This window comes from Marinobacter sp. F3R08, from assembly GCF_018860425.1.
Lineage (GTDB): Bacteria > Pseudomonadota > Gammaproteobacteria > Pseudomonadales > Oleiphilaceae > Marinobacter.
On record NZ_JAHKPI010000014.1, the window covers coordinates 929,347 to 948,282 of the forward strand.

Genomic DNA, 18,936 nt, shown 5'->3' on the forward strand with positions numbered 1-18,936 from the left:
ATCGAGAGCCGCCTGCATCATTCCGTTTTGGGCTTTCTTGTGGTTTTTTTCCGGTTCGCCCCGGGCTTGACCGCAGTGTCTGCTTTGGGGGGCAAGATCAAACCTTCCAGTTCATCCAGTGCCTCGCCGGTATAGACAGCCAGTCTCTGCATGCTTGGCAAGGTGTCCCGGCACCCTGTATAGCCAAAGTTAAGTGAGCCGTCGTAACTGAGGCAGGTAATGTTCAGTGCGCCGCCATGAGCAATCAGAGAAACCGGGTACATGGCTTCGAGTTTTGCTCCCTCGTAATAGAGTGTTCGCTGAGGCCCTGGCACATTGGAAATTGTGACATTGAAAACAGGGCGCATGCGTCCGCCCATGCCAGACATCAGCTGAAGAATATAAGGTGACATCAACAGCATGGTGTATTGCGTCAGGGCGCTTTTCGGCAGTTTCTGCAAGTGCTCTTTGGCTCTGCGGGTGGAGGCCTTGATACTCTGCAGGCGAGTCAGGGGATCCGCCTCGTTGGTCGCCAATGAAGCGATCATGAAGCTGATCTGCGTGCCTGTCCCTTCGTCATCGGACGGCCGTATATTGACCGGTATGCCCGCGGTGAGGGGAATGTCTGGCAGTTCATCCTGTTCCAGCAGAAAGCGGCGAAGAGCCGTGCCGCAAAGATACAATACGATATCGTTCAGGGAGCCGCCGGACACATGAGAGAGTGCTTTGATTCGTCCCAGCTGGTAGTGCTGGGTGGCGAAGCGGCGCTGACCGGTAACCCGGTGGTTGATCTTGGATACCGGGCCGGTGAAGGGCGCTGTCAGGCCATCTTCCGGATGGCGCACCGAATGAACCAGCCTGTTGCCGGCCTGCCACAACCTGGGCGCCATGTCGGCTTGCAGCTTCAGGGCGTCCATGGCCTGTGAGAAGGCTGCCGGAACGCTGGCCTCAGAATCGGTTTTGCTGCCGCGCCGACGCTCCGGGCGCACTGACCAGGGTGGCGGCATATTTCTTTTATCGGGGTCTGTCGTCAGTACACGCTGCATCAGGCGCACACCGCTTATGCCATCAATCATGGAGTGATGCATTTTGGTATAAAGCGCAAACCGGTTGTTTTCCAGGCCCTCTATTACGTGGCATTCCCAGAGTGGACGGGCGAAATCCAGAGGATTGGAATGCAGACGCGATACGAGAATACCCAGCTCGCGCTCGCCGCCGGGGCGGGGGAGTGCGGAGTGGCGCACGTGGTAATCAAGATCAATGTCTTTGTCCACTTTCCAGGACGGCGCCAGCACCCGACCGAGCAAGCCCGACCAGGCCAGCTTGTAACCCCAGGGAGGTGCGACATCACCGGTTTCTTTCATACGGGTCACCATGTCCCGAAGAAAGGTCTCAGGGGCACCCTCCGGTAGCGAAAAAATCTGCAGGTTTCCCACGTGCATGGGAGTGTCTTCAGATTCGACGGCCAACCAGGAGGCATCCAGCGTTGCCAGGCGTTTCATTCCTTGTGTGTCTCCACTAGTGTCGAGATATAGTAATTGTTTGATGCAAGTATAACGTGTAACGGCGACCTTACACGATGACTGCGGTCATAAAGTTTGCGGTTTTTGGCGGGTATGAAAGTTACAGGCTGTTGCCGTTGAAGGCTCCCGAAAGCGCTTGGTCTGTGCTACTTTCATGGGTTGGTTGCAGTAACAATAAAAACATTCGGAGGTACTGTGGAATCCAGCCCGCTTATCTCGGCAGGACTGCCGATTGCTCTGTTTATCATCATGATTGGTATAGGTATGACCCTGACGATCCGGGATTTCCGTCAGGTGGCGGTGTATCCTAAGGGGATGATTGTGGGCACGATTGCCCAGATCCTGATCATGCCGCTCGTGGCCTTCCTGCTGGCCACTCTGCTGGCGGTGCCTCCAGCCATAGCCGTAGGACTGGTGATTATTGCCGCCTGCCCGGGGGGCACCACATCGAATCTGTTCGTGCTTCTGTCACGGGGCAACATTGCGCTGTCTATCGTGCTGACGGTCAGTGCCAGCCTGATTACCATCCTCACGTTACCCCTGTTTACCAATATTGCTCTCCAGCACTATATGGGTACGGAGGAAAACATTGTTCTGCCCGTCTGGAAAACCGTGGGCATGCTGATCGGCATTGTCCTGTTTCCGGTTGCCATCGGAATGGTCGTGCGCACCCGTAATCCCGAGGTTGCCCGCAAGGCCGAGAGCATTGTCAGTATCTTTGGTGGTGTTGTGCTGGCCTTGCTCATTGTTGCGCTGGTTTACGGGGTGCGTGACCAGATCTGGGAGCTTCTGAAACAGGCGGGGCCGGCAACCATTCTGTTGAATCTTGCAGGTATCGGGCTTGGCCTTGTTGCGGGCAGGATGGCCGGTTTGACCCAGCGGGAATCACTTGCCGTGGCAGTCGAACTGGGTGTTAAAAACGGCACTATCGCCCTGATGGTTACCCTGACATTACTGGAATCCAGTGCCATGTCGATTCCTGCAGCGGTATACGGAGTATTGATGTTCCCGATCGGGTTTATGCTGGCCATGTATGGACGGAGCATCATTCCCGTTTCGACCGTACAGTCACAAAACTGACCGGAGTCCTGCACCATGCAGTTTCTGAACGGCATTACCCTGCTTCTTGTGTACCAGCTGGTGGGCGAGATCACCGTCCGATTGCTGGGCCTGCCTATCCCCGGGCCTGTGCTGGGCATGGTGATGCTGTTTATTACCCTGATGATCCGGGGCAAGGCGCCCGCGTCGGTTGATCAGGCGTCAACGGCATTGCTCAGTCATCTTTCACTGCTGTTCGTTCCGGCGGGTGTGGGAATGATGGCGCACTTTGATCGTATTGCCGATGAATGGGTTCCGATAGCGCTGGCGCTGCTGTTGAGTACGGTGATCACCATGGTCGCCACGGCCCTGATCATGCAGATAACCACACGCTGGTTTACCAAACCACTTGCGCAAAAGGGGCCCGCCGATGAATGAACCGGGCCTGAAAGACATCTGGGTATACCTCTCGGCCTCACCGCTTCTGGGACTCACCATTACGCTGGTGGCCTATGGTCTGGCTTATCGGTTATACCTGAGAACCAACTCCAGCCCGCTGGCGAATCCTGTTGTCACCTCCGTCGCCATGCTCATTGTGCTTTTGCTGGCCACAGGCACGTCTTACAGTGATTACTTTGAAGGCGGACAGTTCGTTCACTTTTTGCTGGGGCCGGCTACGGTGGCCTTGGCGGTTCCTCTGTATCAGCAGTTTTCCAGGCTTCGACAGCTCTGGTTGCCGGTGACGATTTCGCTGTTCTGTGGTGTTGTCATCGCGGCCGGCAGTTCCATCGGCCTCGCCCGGTTGCTGGGTGGCTCCCAGGAAATTCAGATGTCCCTGGCACCAAAGTCCGCAACGGCGCCGGTGGCCATGGGTATCTCAGAAAAAATAGGCGGGCTTCCATCGCTAACCGCCGTGCTGGTAGTCATCACGGGTATTACCGGAGCCGTACTTGGGACCAAGCTTTTCGAGTGGATCCGCGTTCGGGATGATACCGCCAGGGGCATTGCCATGGGCGTCGCGGCCCATGGCATCGGGACTGCGCGAGCGTTTCAGGTAAGTTCGCAAATGGGCGCGTTCTCAGGCCTTGCGATGGCGCTTTCTGCCTTCGCGACAGCGTTGCTGGTTCCCTGGCTCGTTGATCTGATTGAATCTCTGTTTCCGGCCTGACAAGCGATCACAGGCGAGCAACGTCTGATCAATCGTCCTCAGGTTCCCTGGGAGGGCAGTGATGTTCTTCCATGAGAGTGCCGTCGTCGACGCTTTCAAGATGAACATCAAAACCCCACAACCGGTGCACATGGCGCAGCACTTCGTCGGTTTCCCCGCCAAGGGGGACACGGTCTACCGGAATGTGGCGAAGGGTCAGTGAGCGGTCACCGCGGACATCGACATTCCAGACCTGAATGTTGGGCTCGCGGTAACTCAGGTTGTACTGGCGGGCCAGTTTTTCACGCAGGTCCCGATACCCGGGCTCGTCGTGAATGGCGGTTACCCGGTAAACGTCTTCCTGGTCGTCGTTCTGGATCGCAAAGAGCTTCAGATCCCGCATTACCTTGGGTGAAAGGAACTGCTGGATAAAACTCTCATCCTTGAAGTTCTGCATGGCAAAATGCAGGGTTTCCAGCCAGTCACTGCCGGCGATGTCCGGGAACCACTGATGATCCTCATCTGTCGGATGCTCACAGATCCTGCGAAGGTCGGTGAACATCGAGAAACCCAGCGTGTAGGGATTGAGGCCCGAATACCAGGGGCTGTTGAACGGTGGCTGGTACACCACCGCGGAATGACTCTGGAGGAATTCCAGCATGAAGCCATCGTTGACCAGCCCTTTGTCATACATGCGGTGCAGCAGGGTGTAGTGCCAGAAGGTGGCCCAGCCCTCGTTCATGACCTGGGTCTGGCGCTGCGGGTAAAAGTACTGCGCCAGCTTGCGCACAATGCGGATGATTTCACGTTGCCAGGTTTCCAGCAGGGGCGCATTCTTCTCAATGAAGTAGAGAATATTTTCCTGTGGTTCCTCGGGATAGCGACGACGACGGTGTTCCGGGTCGTCATCGTCGTCCATTTTCGGGATGGTGCGCCAGAGATCGTTGATGCGCCGTTGCTGGTACTCTTCCCGCTCCTTCTGCCGCCGGGACTCTTCTGAAGCAGATATCGGTGCCGGGCGCTTGTAGCGGTCAACGCCATAGTTCATCAGGGCGTGACAGGAATCGAGAATTTGTTCCACTGCATCCACGCCGTAGCGCTCCTCGCACTCCGCCACGTAATGTCGGGCAAACACCAGGTAATCGATGATCGCGCTGGCGTCGGTCCAGGTTCGGAAGAGGTAGTTACCCCTGAAAAAGGAGTTATGGCCATAGGAGGCGTGGGCAATGACCAGCGCCTGCATCGGCAGAGTGTTCTCTTCCATCAGGTAGGCGATGCAGGGGTTGGAATTGATGACGATTTCATAGGCCAGGCCCATCTGACCCCGCTGGTAACCTTTGGCGGTGCTGAGAAACTGCTTGCCAAACGACCAGTGGTGATAGCCAACGGGCATTCCAACGGAGCTGTAAGCATCCATCATCTGCTCGGCGCTGATCACTTCAATCTGGTTAGGGTAGGTCTCCAGGCCAAACTCGGCAGCGCATTTGGCGATCTCATCGTCGTATTGCTGGATCAGATCAAAGGTCCATTCCGAGCTTGTGGAGATGGGCTCCGAGGCCTTGGGCAGGTCACTTTTCGGCAGGTTCGGGCGATCCATGAGATTCGTCATGCGGCTTTCCTCTCAAACAACTGTCGGAACACCGGATAGATTTCCCCGGGGTCGGCGATCTGCTGCAAGGCAAAGCCGTGGGGAAATCGCTCGTGGATCTTCTCGTACTCGTACCAGAGCATCTGGTGGTCTTGCGGCGTTATTTCCACATAAGCGAAGTACTGCACCAGTGGAAGAATGTTGTCGGCCAGGATCTTGCCGCACACCGGGGAGTCGTCGTTCCAGTTGTCGCCGTCAGAGGCCTGGGCGGCGTAAATATTCCACTCGTCGGGGGAATAGCGTGATTCAATGATCTTGTGCATCAGCTTGAGGGCGCTGGAGACAATGGTGCCGCCGGTTTCCCGGGAGTAGAAGAATTCTTCCTCGTCTACTTCCTTGGCGCTGGTGTGGTGACGAATAAAGACCACTTCAATCTTCTTGTAGTTCTTTTTCAGGAACAGATACAGGAGGATGAAGAAGCGCTTGGCGATATCCTTGTGCATCTGGGTCATGGACCCGGATACGTCCATCAGGCAGAACATCACCGCGCTGGTGGCCGGTTGCGGCTGCTTCAGGTGCTGCCGGTAACGCAGGTCAATTTCATCAATGAACGGAATCCGGCGGATGTTCGCCTTCAGCCGGGCAATTTCCTCTTCCAGAACCTGAATCTGGTCCTCGTGGCTGAACGCCGGATCCAGTTCATCCGGCGCCGCTTTCAGCGCTTCCAGCTGTTTTTCCAGGTCCCGGATCTTCTTCTTGCGGGCGCCTCCAAGCCCCAGGCGACGGGCATGGGCGCCGCGCAACGAGCGCACCACATCCAGTTTTGCCGGTACACCCTGAGTGCTGAAGCCGGAGCGAACATACTTGAACGCTTCGGTATCCTTGAGTTTCTTGCGGGCCAGGTTGGGCAGTTCGAGATCGTCGAACAGAAAATCCAGGAACTCCTCCTGGGTAATCTGGAAGGCAAATTCGTCCATGCCCTCGCCGTCCGGACTGGCCTGCCCCTGGCCGGCCCCCTCTCCGCCGCCACCTTCGGGCTTGGGGATCGTGTCTCCAGCTACGAACTCCTGGTTACCGGGGTGGACCATCTCCCGCTTGCCGCCCTGGCCGTGGTGGAAAATGGGTTCTTCAATGTCCCGGGACGGAATGCTGACTTTCTCGCCCCGCTCAATGTCTGTAATCGAACGCTTTTGTACGGCATCCGCCACGGCACGTTTGATATGGTGGCGATAGCGGCGCAGGAACCGTTCGCGGTTCACTGCGCTCTTGTTCTTACCGTTCAGTCGCCGGTCGACTATGTGGGTCATTCCCATGGCGTTACTCCAGCTCAGTGAATGGTCACTGACTTAGTGCGACTTGCGAACCCGCAGATACCATTCAGCCAATAGCCGAACCTGCTTCTCCGTGTAGCCTCGATCGACCATACGCTCGACGAACTGCTTGTGTTTCTTCTGATCTTCCTGGCTTGCCTTCGGGTTGAAGGAAATGACAGGCAACAGATCCTCGGTGTTCGAAAACATCTTTTTCTCGATCACGGCACGCAACTTTTCGTAGCTGAGCCAGGACGGATTCTTGCCACCATTGTTTGCTCGGGCCCGAAGTACAAAGTTGACAACCTCGTTGCGGAAATCCTTCGGGTTAGAGATGCCGGCAGGCTTCTCGATTTTCTCCAGCTCTTCATTGATGGAAGAACGATCAAGGATTTCGCCGGTGTCGGGATCCCGGTATTCCTGATCCTGAATCCAGAAATCAGCATAGGTCACGTACCGGTCAAACAGGTTCTGGCCGTACTCGCTATAGCTTTCCAGATACGCAGTCTGAATCTCCTTGCCGATAAACTGCACGTAGTGAGGAGCCAGGAACTCCTTGATAAACCGGAGATATTTCTCATGAGTTTCTGAAGGGAACTGTTCCTGTTCAATCTGTTTTTCAAGAATATACAGAAGGTGCACGGGGTTGGCGGCCACTTCGGAGGTATCGAAGTTGAACACTTTGGACAGGATCTTGAAGGCAAAGCGGGTCGACAGACCATCCATGCCCTCCATCACGCCGGCAGCATCCCGATATTCCTGGATGGACTTGGCCTTCGGATCGGTGTCTTTTATGTTCTGACCGTCATAGACACGCATTTTGGAGAAGATGCTGGAGTTCTCCGGTTCCTTGATGCGCGAGAGCACCGAGAACTGGGCCAACATGTCGAGGGTGTCCGGCGCGCATGGCGCACCGTCAAGGGAGCTGCTGCTCAACAGCTTCTTGTAGATCTCGATTTCTTCGGTCACCCGCACACAATAGGGCACCTTGACGATGTAAACCCGGTCAAGGAACGCCTCGTTGTGTTTGTTGTTGCGGAAGGTCTGCCACTCGGATTCGTTGGAGTGGGCCAGGATTACGCCATCGAAGGGCACCGATCCCATACCTTCGGTGGTGTTGTAGTTGCCTTCCTGGGTAGCTGTCAGCAATGGATGCAGCACCTTGATCGGTGCCTTGAACATTTCCACGAACTCCATCAGGCCCTGATTGGCCTTACACAAGCCACCGCTGAAGCTGTAGGCATCCGGATCATCCTGGGAGAAATCCTCCAGCATACGAATATTGACCTTGCCGACGAGCGCGGATATGTCCTGGTTGTTGTCGTCCCCGGGCTCGGTCTTGGACACCGCAATCTGGTCAAGGACCGAAGGGTACATTTTCACAACCCGGAACTGGCTGATGTCACCGCCGTATTCATGAAGACGTTTAACGGCCCATGGTGAAATGATGTTTTTGAGATAGCGGGCGGGGATGCCGTATTCCTCTTCCAGAATCTGGGCATCTTCCGTCGGATCGAACAGCCCCAGTGGAGATTCATTCACCGGAGAGCCCTTGATAGCGTAGAAGGGCACTTTCTGCATCAGTGATTTGAGTTTTTCCGCCAGGGAGGATTTACCACCACCTACGGGACCGAGCAGGTAGAGAATCTGTTTCTTCTCTTCCAGGCCCTGGGCTGCGTGACGGAAGAAGGAAACGATGTTTTCCACGGCGTCTTCCATGCCATAGAATTCGGAAAACTCGGGGTAGCGTTTGATGACCTTGTTGGAAAAGATGCGCGACAGCCTCGGATCGTTCGAAGTGTCGACGAGCTCTGGTTCGCCAATGGCAATTAACATTCTCTCAGCGGCCGTGGCATAGGCCGTTGGATCCTTTTTGCAGATCTCCAGGTATTCTTCCAGGCTGAACTCTTCTTCCTGAGTACTCTCATACCGGTCTTTGAAGTGCTGCAGTATGCTCATAGATCGCCCTCGCTCGCTGTATCTTCAGCTTTCAGTTCACGCAATTTCCCCGTTGCAGTCAGTTCCGCCCCGCCGGGCGGTTTATTTAGTTATGGGTGGAAGGAATGGATACTTGCAAGCCTGTGCACGATCAGGTCGAGGTCGGCTTGCTTATTTTGAGCTTAGTTCAGGGTTAATAGGTTGGACAGTGGAAAAGTGGTTAAGGTTCATTAAATTATGTTAGAGGCGTGTGAGGTTTTTGTAGTTTACCGGGACTGGGGCTTGGCTCTTTGTGGCGGGAGTTGGGGCTGGGCAGCCCCTCTTCACGCTCCCGCCAGACCTTTTGGGTGAGGCCTCGAAAACGCTAACGTTTGGTCAAACGAAACACGCTTTCTGAAGCCTTTTCCAGACCTTTGCGTTTCGTGAACGGATGATCCTTGGCCAGGGTGTTGGTCAGGATGTGTTCGATTTCAAAATCTTCCTGGTAGAGTGCTCGGACTTCTTCATCACTCACGTTAAACGGCGGGCCCTTGATCTCGGTGTCGTAGTCCAGGGTAATCAACAGTATTCTGGTACCGTCCGGGATGATCGCGCTCAGATGGTTTACGTAGCCTTTGCGCATGCTCGGGGGCAGGGCAATCAGGGCCGCCCGGTCGTAAACCAGACGAATGTGCTTGAGATCGTCGGGGACCAGTTGGAAGAAGTCACCGCACCACAAGTGCAGGTTGTCGTGCCTGAAGGTCGTGAAAGGTTCGCCGGGGTGAACCTGGGCTTTCTCGCCGGCTTCTTCGAAAAAGTCCTTGCAGGCAAGGTCGCTCAGCTCCACACCCAAGACCGGATGGCCCCGATCGTGGAGCCACCACATATCGTGGGCTTTTCCGCACAATGGGACGAAGACGGCGTCAGTGCCTTTGCCGGCGAGGTCCGGCCAGTGATCGTGGAGGTACTGGTTAACCGTGCCTTCGTGAAAACCGATCTCTTTTTTGGCCCAGCGTTCGTGCCAGAATTCATGTTCCATGGTTCAGACCCTGTTCTTGCTTCGATATTTTTAGTTTTGGACGTTTGTTCCAGTCTACCCTAATCTGTGGCCATCTGGGTCCAGGAGAAATGTATGAAAGCGGTGTTTCTTGATGCCAAAACGCTTGGTGATGATGTAGACCTGTCGTCGATCGAGACGGTGACGGGCGGGTTGGAAAAATACGATCGGACAGCACCTGATGAGGTGCTGGAACGAATTCGGGGTTTTGATACGGTGCTGGTCAACAAGGTGGTGCTCGGGCGCCAGCATTTTGAGGCTTGTCCGGAGCTGAAGACCATTGCTGTGGTTGCCACCGGGGTCAATAACATTGATCGGGCGGCCGCAAAAGATCATGGCATCAAGGTGATGAACGTGACCAACTACGGTCGCTCCACCGTTGCCCAGCACACCATGGCATTGATGCTGGCGCTTGCCACGCGTTTGTTGGACTACAGTCGGGATGTGCAGGACGGTCGCTGGGGGCGGAGCGACATGTTTTGCCTGATGGATCATCCTATCCTGGAACTGGAGGGACGCACCCTCGGGATCGTCGGCTTCGGAGATCTGGGACAGGGTGTCGCCGAACGGGCGGCTGCCTTTGGTATGAAGGTCCTGCTCGGGGCCCGTCCGGGACAACAACCCGGAGAGGTAGACGGGTATTCCAGGGTTCCCATGGATGAGTTGTTGCCCCAGGTGGATGTCCTGTCGTTGCACTGTTTGCTGACGGATGAAACCCGGGGGCTGATCGGTGCCCGGGAACTGCAGATGATGAAGCGGGACTCTTTGCTGATCAACACCAGTCGAGGTGGGCTGGTGGACGAGCAGGCCCTGGCGGACGCGCTGCGGGCGGGTGAAATTGGCGGTGCCGGATTCGATGTTCTGACCGAGGAGCCGCCCCGCAATGGCAATCCCCTGCTGGCAGACGATATTCCGAATCTGATTCTTACCCCGCACTCTGCCTGGGCCAGCCGGGAGGCGCGGCAACGAATTGTGGGAATTACGGCAGCGAACCTGAGGTCCGTGTTATAAGAGAAAGCCCCGGTCAGGCCGGGGCTTCTGGCAAGGCAACGGGCAAGCGGAGGTTCAGTAGGCCCAGCCGACGCTGATTGAAGCGCCAACCTGGTGCATTTGCACAGCAATGGTCTGGTTGGGCGCCAGCGGATTGGTTCCGGATACCTCTTTAGACGGGGAATAGAATGCCATCCCGGATACCTCGAGGCTTGCACTGAATTCGTGAGTGAACCCGCCAGTGAGATGCCATTCCTGAACGCCCGGGGCGAGAATGTTGAAAAGCACATCCTCATCGGAAATCGGATTCTCGCCATAGCTTACACCGGCGCGCCACGCGTGAGCCGGTGTTTGTTGCCACTGCCAGCCAAGCTTGATGATGGTCATGTCGTCCCAGCCAAAGCCGGCGCCATTGTCATCGCCCAGTTGCGCGGTTTGAAGGTTCGGCAGTAGCGGGTTGCCAATGCTGTTAATCTCGCTGTAACGGATGTGCTGAATGTCCAGCAGAAACCAGTGATCCTGAAGACCAGACCAGGCAATACCCGCATTGAACATTTGTGGAATGTCGAAATCGCCCTGTTCTGCGAACAGGCCGCGGTATTGGTCGAACTCGTTCATTTCCAGAATGTTGCGCCAGCTCACGCCACCCCGGAGGGTGTCGGTAATTTCGCCCTGCCAGCCAATCTGGTAACCATAGCCCCAGGCGTCGTCGGTGCCATTGTTGGACAGTGCGCTGGCGTCGGAAGAGAATGGTGCGAAGCTCTGAAGACCTTCAGCCTCAAAGCGCTGATAGGCAATAACCGGCGAAATCCCGATGGCCTGGTTTTCGGAGAACTTCCAGGACCAGGTAGGAGCAATAAACAGCTGCTCAAGGTTCACGCCCGTGCGGCCAGCGTAGAAAGGACCTCCGCTTTCACCGGAGTAATCGGTGTTCATGCCACCGTTGGCAAAGACGGAAACGCCGAAACTGGTGGAGTTTGACAGTTCGTGGTTAAAACCCAGGTGCGGGATAACGAAGCCATTACGGCTGCTCTGATAGGAGCCGGGCTGCAGCGAAAACGCAGGAGGCGGTGACACCGCGCCTTCGACGGTATATTTCCGCCTGGGCGAGAAGATCTCGAAGCCACCATCAACGCGGTTGCCAACGAAAGCCATACCCGCCGGATTGGTGGCAGCCGCAATGCTGTCCTGGGACAGCGCTGTACCTGCGCCGGCCATGCCTTTGTTGATTGTGCCATAGCCGTGGCTGAAATAGCCGTTGGTGGCCAGAGCCGTAGCCGGTGAGAGGGCCACAAGTGCCGAAACGCCCAGAGCAAGTTCAATACGCATGAGAAAATATCCGTTAAGAAAAGCGTCATATCGAAGTTGACGTTCGTTTTACAGAGAAATTGTTATAAGAGGAAGTAACGAATGCTGATATGGTTATATTGAGCTTCGTTGCCTCGCAAACGGCTGTGAATCGGCCATACTCTGTTAAGACCGGATATCTGACTGATAATCTGAACAAAACAAGGAACGACAGGACCTAAAGTGGCTTCATTTCAACTAAAAGACCGACTCCGGGCAGCTGAAAGCTGGATTCTGGCGAACCCCAATCCGCCCCAGAGCTGGCCCTGGACCTGGATGTACAAGGTGGGGCGTACAGCCTACGCGATGGCCAGGGACGTACTCAGCGGCCAGCTGACTCTTCATGCCATGAGTCTGGTGTACACCACGTTGTTGAGTATTGTGCCTCTGCTTGCCCTGAGCTTCTCGGTCTTAAAGGCCCTGGGTGTGCATCAGAAGATGGAGCCTTTTCTGTTCCAGTTCTTTGAACCGCTGGGCCCTCAGGGGGTAGAGCTTGCTGAGCAGATACTGGGGTTCGTTGATAACATGAAAGTCGGGGTGCTGGGCTCGGTGGGCCTGGCTTTACTGGTTTACACAGTTGTTTCCCTGCTTCAGAAAATCGAACGCTCCTTTAATATGATATGGCGGGTGCCAGACATGCGCTCCATGGCGCAGCGGTTCAGCAACTACCTCAGTGTCATTATGGTAGGGCCGCTGCTGATGGTGTCGGCAATTGGTGTCAGCGCCACCATTTTTTCCTCGACCATTGTCCAGAAGCTTATCGAGATTGAGCCGTTTGGATCGGTCATTCTCGTAGCCAGTCGTTTTACCCCGTTTTTTCTGGTCGTTGGCGCATTCACCTTTGTTTACGTCTTCATGCCCAATACCCGGGTCAAGTTGCGGTATGCGGCGATCGGTGGCCTGGTGGCCGGTGTTTCCTGGCAGGCGGGCGGTATGCTGTTCGCCTCTTTCGTGGCGGGCTCGGCCAAGTACGCAGCCATCTACTCCAGCTTCGCCATTGGTATCATCCTGCTGATCTGGATCTATCTGAACTGGATGATTCTGCTGCTCGGCGCCAGTCTTACGTTCTACCTCCAGAATCCCGGTTCTGTAGCCAAGCGTCGCCAGGTGCAGCTGGCGCCCGAGCTGCAGGAACGAGTGGCGCTTGCAACCATGTGGCTGGTGGCCAAGCCGTTCAGCGAGGGCAAACCGGCACCTCAGCAGGAGGTGTTGGAACACCAGCTGAGAGTACCCGGGGAAGTAACTCGCGCCCTCAGCGACAAGTTAATCCGTGCAGGGTTGCTTAGTCTGGCAGGGAGCCAGGGTGATCGGCTTGTGCCCGGGCGGGCACTGGATCTGATAACCATTGGCGAGGTTCTCAAGGTTGTTCGCTACGACGAGGACCGGATCGTTGACCGGCTGCCGAATGTGCTTCCGGCTGAACTACTGGGGTCGCGAAAGGTGGCGGAAACACGAACATTTTCTGAATTATTGCGAGACGTTGATGAGCTGGAACAGCCCGGGGTTCTGGCCGAACAGGATGCGGTATCAGCTTCTGACAGTTGAGCGTCCGCCCTTCTTGAGCATCGTCTGCAGGGCCTTGCGCACGGTATCGATTTGCTCGGGGCTCAGGCACACCACTTTGGGCAGCTGGTCTTCGGCCAGGTTTCGCTGATTGGCGTGTCTGAGTACCTCTCGGGTGCCGATGATCATTCCATCGGTCAGCGGTGTGTGCTTCTGTCTCGGCGCCGGTCGCTCTGCCGCCAACAGGTTGGCGTGGTACTTGGGAGGCAGATTCCATTCATTCGCGAGCAACTGGCACGTGGTCCACTGGTACCGGGCCAGAGCATGGCGAACCAGTGCCGGATCGGGGTCGCCGGCGGAAGTGCGTGCCCGGCAGATGCGCTGCAGTTCCCGCTGAATAGTGATGTAAGCCAGGGAGGGAAGCAGGCCCATCATAAAGTGCGCACTGGTGTCCTCGCCCTGGATCCTGGCAATCAGTTCAGCTGCCCGGGCACAGGTCAGTCCCCAGCGCCAGACACGCTGTCCGAAAAGGGCTTCTCGGCTATTTCTTGCGGCCATCATGGGGCGCATGAGGGCGGCAGAAATGACATTCCGGATACCGTCCACCCCCAGTACAAATACCGCCTGGTCGACCGATTCAATGCTGTGCTCACTGGTTCGGAAGTAGGGGCTGTTGGCAATCTGGAGCAGCTGATCGGTCAGCGATGGATCACCCAGAATGATGTCAGTCAGGTGTTGGCGGTCCGTGGACTCATCTGACAGCGCGCGCATGAGCATGGGCAGGCTCATGGGCTGGCGGGGGAGTTCCTCCATTTTATTGCTGGTGAGTCGCAGATACAGCTCCTCCAGCACATCCTCATATGGAGAAAGATCGGCTTGAAGACTTGAAGGCCCGGCGTCCAGCAGCCAGCAGAACAGGTGGTTCTCGAGGTCTTCGGCAAGCTCCGGGCTGATATCGGAAGTTTCGTTGGCAGGCATTTCTGCAGATGGATTAAGCAGCCGTGCCTCTGTCGCCGGCCGTGCAGGCTGCTTTCTATCGAATAATCCTGATATCCAGGATAGAAAACCTGGCATCCGATGCCTCCAGGGTCAACCAGTTCGAAGTAGTGAACCTTTAATTACATGAGTATAGAGGTACGACGCATCCTTGCACAGCGATTAAGCCCATGAGCCATCGGGAGAATTTACAGGAGCGACTCTCCAAACACGAACACCAGCTGACAGATACCGGCACCAAAGCCGAGGAACGCGCCGACCAGGATCAGTTTGATCTCATCTTCCTGGAAGCACGGGCGAAGAAGATCCTGAAATTCTTCGGAGGACAGCGCAATCATCCGCTCAACCATAATGGATTCGACGGCCTGTGCCCGGTCCTTTTCGAACACCGGATTGTCGAAAGACGTCTGTGATATCTCGATCGCTTTTTCACCAACCTTTTGCTTGAGTGAGGCGAAGCCGGTGGGTCCGACGGCTATCTGGGTCAGCGCTTTACCCATACCGGCAGTTTCGTCCACCAGGGGCTTGATGTGCTTCTTGACCATGTTGCGTGCACGTTCCCCTTTGGGCCCCTCGAGAATGGCGTTAATGATGTTACCGACAGTCAGGATCTCATGGGTCACAATATGGCAGAAGGCTTCTGCTACGGCTGGCTGGCGTTTGAGGAACAGTCCCTGGATACGCAAGGGGCCCACTTTTCTGGGATGCAGAGGCCGGAAGATGACATTCAGTGCAATCCAGTTGGTGGCCCAGCCCACCAGCAAACCGAAGAATGGCAGGACCCACCATGCCGGAAAAACATACCAGACCGCCATCTGTATCAGGCCAAACAGGAAACCGAAGTAGAACCCTGAATTGATAATGAACCGAAACTCAACCTTGCCACACTCGATAAAAATCCGGTTCAGAAGCTGTTTGTCACTGGCCAGGCGCTCGATCACCATACCTTTGATATCCAACAGGTCTTCGATGTTGTCAGAGACGTCTTCTACCAGATTGTCTACGAGCTGAGGAGTGGCTCTTCGGACGCGTTCGTAAACCATGTTCCGGGCAGCAGTGGGCAGGTTTTCCCAGAAGGTGGGGTATTCCTTGAGCATCATTTCGTCCACGTATTCCTCGATGCGGGGATCGACGGAGTGAACGATGTGCGTGGCGAGTACCTTGGGGTCAATCTGCTGGAATATTTCCCGGACGGTGCCGATTTTCGAGATGGTGGCGTCCACGCTGATGGCCGCCATTTTTCCTGCTTTGGAAGGAATAATGCCTTGCCAGCCCAGAAACGGTGGTTTGCCGACGAACTCCAGCGGGTAGAACGTCATTTTGATGGCGAGCCAGTTGGTCGTCCAGCCGATGAGGGCTGCAATCACCGGGATACTGAGATATTGCCAGAATTCTGGGGTACTTAGCAGGCTTGTCATCCTGATACTCGTGTTGGTTCCGACGTTCGTTCTGGCGTAGCGTTTAACGGAGTATTGGGCCGAAAAAGATAATGTTGTTGTGGCCGTCTGCTGTCAATGACTTGTGTGCCGGCATGCGACGGAGACACGGTCTGGAGCTGATCAGCTGCCGATGTCACCCCAAAGCCATTGGCACAGGGCCATGGCGGCGACCGGGGCGGTTTCGGTTCTGAGAATCCGGGGGCCGAGAGCGACCGGGAGGAAGCCGGCTGTTTCTGCGGCGCTGATCTCTTCCGGGCTGAGGCCGCCTTCCGGGCCAATCATGAGAGCAATCCGCGAAGGTGTGGCCATGGAGTCCAGGGATTGTTCCGTGCGGTGGTGGAGTACCAGTCTCACGTCACAGTCCTCGGTGTGCCTGAACCAGTCGGACAGGGCCATGATCGGAGATATATCGGGTACCCGGGCCCGGCCGCATTGCTCGGCGGCGCTGATGGCAACGGATTGCCAGTGACGCAGGCGTTTGTCTTCCCGGTCGCCCCTGAGTCTGACGTCGCAGCGTTCCGTGGTCAGTGGCACAATGCGGGTGACACCCATCTCTACAGCTTTTTGCACAGCGTAATCCATACGGTCGCCCTTGGAGAGCGTCTGCCCCAGGACAATTTCCAGGGAGGATTCGGTGGTGTTGGCTTCCGCTGTGCCTACCTGAACCTGCACGTTCTTTTTGCTGGCGCTGGTGATGGTGGCGGAATAGTCGTTGCCGTCGCCGTTGAACAGCCTGAGCTCTTGCCCCGGCTGCATGCGCAATACCCGGCCCACATGCTGGGCGGCGTTGTCATCAAGGTCTGCGGTTGCGCCGTCAATGAGGGCGGAATCGGTATAGATGCGGGGTTTGCGCATGGGCTTTCTCTCGGGTCTCCTGGCGGTTTTCAGTCGCGAACCGCGATCGCAATACCTTCCGTAGCAACCTGGCCGAGGTGGCGGATCTGTTCTTCGGTGATCACGTAAGGCGGCATAAAGTAAACCACATTACCCAGGGGGCGAAGCAAGGCCTGGCGCGTCAAAGCGTGCTGGTAAACGCGGATGCCGCGACGTTCCTGCCAGGGGAAGGGCGTTTTCGAAGCTTTGTCTTTCACCATTTCCACCGCCAGAGTCATACCATGCTGACGAATGTCTCCGACATTGGGATGGTCTGCAAGGTGAGCGACGGATTCGGCCATGCAGGCGGAGAGTTGGCGGTTGCTTTCGATCACCTTGTCATCCCGGAAGATGTCCAGGGTGGCCAGTGCCACGGCGCAGCCGATGGGGTTGCCGGTGTAGCTGTGGCTGTGCAGGAAGGCTTTCAGGGTTTCGTAATCGTCGTAGAACGCGTTGTAGACATCATCGGTGGTCAGCACAACGGATAGCGGCAGGTAGCCGGCGGTCAGGCCTTTGGACAGGCACATGAAATCCGGCGTGATGCCTGACTGTTCGCAGGCAAACAGGGTGCCGGTACGGCCAAAGCCAACGGCAATCTCGTCGGCAATCAGGTGCACTCCGTAACGGTCGCAGGCTTCCCGCAGCCTGGTGTGGTAAACGGGGTGGTGCATGCGCATGCCCCCGGCACACTGGATCAGTGGCTCCACCACCACGGCGCAGATTTCCTCGTGCTTTTCGGCCAGCAGCTTCTCCATGGCCTCAAACTGCCGCAGGGCGTACTCTTCGTCGGTCTCGCCCGGCTCCTTGTTGAACGCGTCTGGGGACGGGGCTGTCAGCACTTCCATCAGCAGCGGCTGGTAGGTGTCCTTATAAAGAGATACGTCGCCAAGAGCCAGGGCGCCGAGGGTTTCGCCGTGGTAGCTGTTGCTCAGGTTTACAAAGTTTTTCTTGCCCGGTTTGCCCTGGTTCTTCCAGTAGTGGAAGCTCATTTTAAGGGCGGCTTCAATGGCTGACGATCCATTGTCGGCGTAGAAAACCTTGTTCAGACCGGGCGGTGTAACCTCAATCAATCGCTCGGACAGGTTGACCACGGGTTCATGGGTAAACCCGGCCAGAATGACATGTTCAAGCTGACCAATCTGATCCTGGATGGCGGCGTTGATTCTGGGGTTGGCATGACCGAACAGGTTGACCCACCAGGAGCTGACGGCATCGATAAAGCGGTTGCCTTCGAAATCTTCCAGCCAGACACCTTCGCCCCGCTTGATAGGCACCAGGGGTACGGCGCCTTCGTGGTCTTTCATCTGGGTGCAGGGGTGCCACACGGACTTGAGGCCACGGGCGACGAGGTCAGCATTGCGCATGATAATTCTCCGTCAGACGGTCAGATTCTGGAATTGTCGGCGGTTAACCTGTCCGGATATTACAGTTAACAGCGACAACTGGCCACTCCGCCGTCTGACGGATTTTTCAGTGCGCTAAAACCCGGCTCAGGAAGGCCTGGGTGCGCTCATTCTGCGGGTTGTCGAACACCTCGTCCGGCTTGCCCTGTTCCACAATCTGGCCTTCGTGGATGTAGATCACGCGGTCGGCCACTTCGCGGGCGAAGCCCATTTCGTGGGTGACGACCATCATGGTCATGCCTTCTTTGGCCAGCTCGCGCATCACGTCCAGTACTTCGCCGATCATCTCGGGATCCAGCGCTGACGTGGGCTCGTCGAACAGCATCAGGCGTGGCTCCATGGCCAGGGCCCGGGCGATTGCGACCCTCTGTTGCTGGCCACCGGAAAGCTGGCTTGGGTACTTGTCGGCCTGGTTGCCGATGCCCACGCGGTTCAGCAAACGCTCCGCGGTTGCGTTTGCAACGGTCTGAGAGGTGCTTTTGACTTTCTGGGGGGCCAGCATGATGTTCTTCTTCACTGTGAGGTGAGGGAACAGATTGAACTGCTGGAAGACCATGCCGACTTCCTTGCGGATTTCCGCCAGGGATTTCGGGTTGCCGCTTTTGGGGGCGAGTGGATGGGTATCGACTTCGAGGGTTCCGGATTCGAACTCTTCGAGCCCGTTTACACAGCGGATCAGGGTGGATTTTCCGGAGCCACTGGCACCGATGATGACCACCACTTCACCTTGTTCAACCGTAAGATCAATATCTTTCAGGACATGCAGTTTGCCGAAGTACTTGTTCATGCCCTTCATTTTTACAATCTGAGTCATGGGTAACGTTCC

At 56.2% G+C, this 18,936-nt stretch carries 16 protein-coding genes; 5 read left to right on the forward strand and 11 right to left on the reverse strand.

The window, feature by feature from the left end:
• Positions 1 to 17: 17 nt before the first annotated feature.
• Positions 18 to 1,481 carry a WS/DGAT/MGAT family O-acyltransferase gene (locus KO499_RS07315; protein ID WP_215983037.1) on the reverse strand — a complete coding sequence of 488 codons (1,464 nt, stop codon included), beginning with the start codon at positions 1,479 to 1,481 and terminating at the stop codon, positions 18 to 20.
• Positions 1,482 to 1,697: 216 nt separating this feature from the next.
• Here KO499_RS07315 and KO499_RS07320 point away from each other — a divergent pair, with 216 nt between their 5' ends.
• Genes KO499_RS07320 through KO499_RS07330 form a run of 3 tightly spaced genes read left to right on the forward strand, consistent with a single transcriptional unit; the run spans position 1,698 to position 3,708 of the window.
• A complete protein-coding gene (locus KO499_RS07320; protein WP_215983038.1) occupies positions 1,698 to 2,582 on the forward strand; it encodes a bile acid:sodium symporter family protein in 885 nt (294 codons plus the stop codon).
• Positions 2,583 to 2,597: 15 nt separating this feature from the next.
• Positions 2,598 to 2,978 carry a CidA/LrgA family protein gene (locus KO499_RS07325; RefSeq protein WP_215983039.1) on the forward strand — a complete coding sequence of 127 codons (381 nt, stop codon included), beginning with the start codon at positions 2,598 to 2,600 and terminating at the stop codon, positions 2,976 to 2,978.
• Entirely contained in the window at positions 2,971 to 3,708 is a 738-nt protein-coding gene (locus KO499_RS07330) for an LrgB family protein (protein ID WP_215983040.1), read from the forward strand. Before KO499_RS07325 ends, KO499_RS07330 begins: the two co-directional genes overlap by 8 nt.
• Positions 3,709 to 3,736: 28 nt before the next feature.
• Here the strand turns inward: KO499_RS07330 and KO499_RS07335 are convergent, their stop codons facing one another.
• The 4 genes from KO499_RS07335 to tmpT form a co-directional block, all read right to left on the reverse strand.
• The gene (locus KO499_RS07335) at positions 3,737 to 5,296 is read right to left on the reverse strand and encodes a SpoVR family protein (RefSeq protein WP_215983041.1); all 1,560 of its coding nucleotides are present in this window, start codon (positions 5,294 to 5,296) and stop codon (positions 3,737 to 3,739) included.
• Positions 5,293 to 6,588 (reverse strand): YeaH/YhbH family protein, encoded by a 1,296-nt coding sequence (locus KO499_RS07340; RefSeq protein ID WP_215983042.1) that lies wholly within the window; start codon positions 6,586 to 6,588, stop codon positions 5,293 to 5,295. Before KO499_RS07340 ends, KO499_RS07335 begins: the two co-directional genes overlap by 4 nt.
• A 33-nt stretch (positions 6,589 to 6,621) precedes the next feature.
• Positions 6,622 to 8,544, reverse strand: coding sequence for a PrkA family serine protein kinase (locus tag KO499_RS07345; RefSeq protein WP_215983043.1), 1,923 nt, complete (start codon positions 8,542 to 8,544; stop codon positions 6,622 to 6,624).
• 343 nt (positions 8,545 to 8,887) lie between these two features.
• Positions 8,888 to 9,541 carry a thiopurine S-methyltransferase gene (gene tmpT / locus KO499_RS07350; protein ID WP_215983044.1) on the reverse strand — a complete coding sequence of 218 codons (654 nt, stop codon included), beginning with the start codon at positions 9,539 to 9,541 and terminating at the stop codon, positions 8,888 to 8,890.
• Between the two features lie 93 nt (positions 9,542 to 9,634).
• On the opposite strand from tmpT, the gene KO499_RS07355 reads away from it, so the two are divergent.
• On the forward strand, positions 9,635 to 10,570 hold the full coding sequence (locus KO499_RS07355) for a D-2-hydroxyacid dehydrogenase (RefSeq protein WP_215983045.1): 936 nt from the start codon (positions 9,635 to 9,637) through the stop codon (positions 10,568 to 10,570).
• Between the two features lie 54 nt (positions 10,571 to 10,624).
• On the opposite strand, the gene KO499_RS07360 is transcribed toward KO499_RS07355, so the two are convergent.
• Entirely contained in the window at positions 10,625 to 11,878 is a 1,254-nt protein-coding gene (locus KO499_RS07360; RefSeq protein ID WP_215983046.1) for an OmpP1/FadL family transporter, read from the reverse strand.
• A 201-nt stretch (positions 11,879 to 12,079) separates the two neighbouring features.
• Here KO499_RS07360 and KO499_RS07365 point away from each other — a divergent pair, with 201 nt between their 5' ends.
• Positions 12,080 to 13,441, forward strand: coding sequence for a YihY/virulence factor BrkB family protein (locus KO499_RS07365; RefSeq protein WP_215983047.1), 1,362 nt, complete (start codon positions 12,080 to 12,082; stop codon positions 13,439 to 13,441).
• Here the strand turns inward: KO499_RS07365 and KO499_RS07370 are convergent.
• The 5 genes from KO499_RS07370 to KO499_RS07390 form a co-directional block, all read right to left on the reverse strand.
• Positions 13,424 to 14,473 carry an HDOD domain-containing protein gene (locus KO499_RS07370; RefSeq protein ID WP_215983048.1) on the reverse strand — a complete coding sequence of 350 codons (1,050 nt, stop codon included), beginning with the start codon at positions 14,471 to 14,473 and terminating at the stop codon, positions 13,424 to 13,426. The genes KO499_RS07365 and KO499_RS07370 overlap by 18 nt on opposite strands.
• 110 nt (positions 14,474 to 14,583) lie before the next feature.
• Positions 14,584 to 15,813, reverse strand: a complete 1,230-nt coding sequence (locus KO499_RS07375) for a DUF445 domain-containing protein (protein ID WP_215983049.1) — start codon at positions 15,811 to 15,813, stop codon at positions 14,584 to 14,586.
• 141 nt (positions 15,814 to 15,954) lie between these two features.
• The gene (locus KO499_RS07380) at positions 15,955 to 16,689 is read right to left on the reverse strand and encodes a 16S rRNA (uracil(1498)-N(3))-methyltransferase (RefSeq protein ID WP_215983050.1); all 735 of its coding nucleotides are present in this window, start codon (positions 16,687 to 16,689) and stop codon (positions 15,955 to 15,957) included.
• A 29-nt stretch (positions 16,690 to 16,718) separates the two neighbouring features.
• Entirely contained in the window at positions 16,719 to 18,071 is a 1,353-nt protein-coding gene (locus KO499_RS07385) for an adenosylmethionine--8-amino-7-oxononanoate transaminase (protein ID WP_215983051.1), read from the reverse strand.
• Between the two features lie 106 nt (positions 18,072 to 18,177).
• Entirely contained in the window at positions 18,178 to 18,924 is a 747-nt protein-coding gene (locus KO499_RS07390) for an amino acid ABC transporter ATP-binding protein (protein WP_228339778.1), read from the reverse strand.
• Positions 18,925 to 18,936 lie beyond the last annotated feature (12 nt).

Excerpts from the sequence above, each read along its gene's own strand:
- KO499_RS07330 (WP_215983040.1), top strand. The coding sequence starts at position 2,971 with ATGAATGAACCGGGCCTGAAAGACATCTGGGTATACCTCTCGGCCTCA.
- KO499_RS07385 (WP_215983051.1), bottom strand. The coding sequence starts at position 18,071 with ATGCGCAATGCTGACCTCGTCGCCCGTGGCCTCAAGTCCGTGTGGCAC.
- KO499_RS07355 (WP_215983045.1), top strand. The coding sequence starts at position 9,635 with ATGAAAGCGGTGTTTCTTGATGCCAAAACGCTTGGTGATGATGTAGAC.
- KO499_RS07360 (WP_215983046.1), bottom strand. The coding sequence starts at position 11,878 with ATGCGTATTGAACTTGCTCTGGGCGTTTCGGCACTTGTGGCCCTCTCA.
- KO499_RS07370 (WP_215983048.1), bottom strand. The coding sequence starts at position 14,473 with ATGCCAGGTTTTCTATCCTGGATATCAGGATTATTCGATAGAAAGCAG.
- KO499_RS07380 (WP_215983050.1), bottom strand. The coding sequence starts at position 16,689 with ATGCGCAAACCCCGCATCTATACCGATTCCGCCCTCATTGACGGCGCA.
- KO499_RS07345 (WP_215983043.1), bottom strand. The coding sequence starts at position 8,544 with ATGAGCATACTGCAGCACTTCAAAGACCGGTATGAGAGTACTCAGGAA.
- tmpT (WP_215983044.1), bottom strand. The coding sequence starts at position 9,541 with ATGGAACATGAATTCTGGCACGAACGCTGGGCCAAAAAAGAGATCGGT.
- KO499_RS07340 (WP_215983042.1), bottom strand. The coding sequence starts at position 6,588 with ATGGGAATGACCCACATAGTCGACCGGCGACTGAACGGTAAGAACAAG.
- KO499_RS07315 (WP_215983037.1), bottom strand. The coding sequence starts at position 1,481 with ATGAAACGCCTGGCAACGCTGGATGCCTCCTGGTTGGCCGTCGAATCT.
- KO499_RS07390 (WP_228339778.1), bottom strand. The coding sequence starts at position 18,924 with ATGACTCAGATTGTAAAAATGAAGGGCATGAACAAGTACTTCGGCAAA.
- KO499_RS07375 (WP_215983049.1), bottom strand. The coding sequence starts at position 15,813 with ATGACAAGCCTGCTAAGTACCCCAGAATTCTGGCAATATCTCAGTATC.
- KO499_RS07325 (WP_215983039.1), top strand. The coding sequence starts at position 2,598 with ATGCAGTTTCTGAACGGCATTACCCTGCTTCTTGTGTACCAGCTGGTG.
- KO499_RS07335 (WP_215983041.1), bottom strand. The coding sequence starts at position 5,296 with ATGACGAATCTCATGGATCGCCCGAACCTGCCGAAAAGTGACCTGCCC.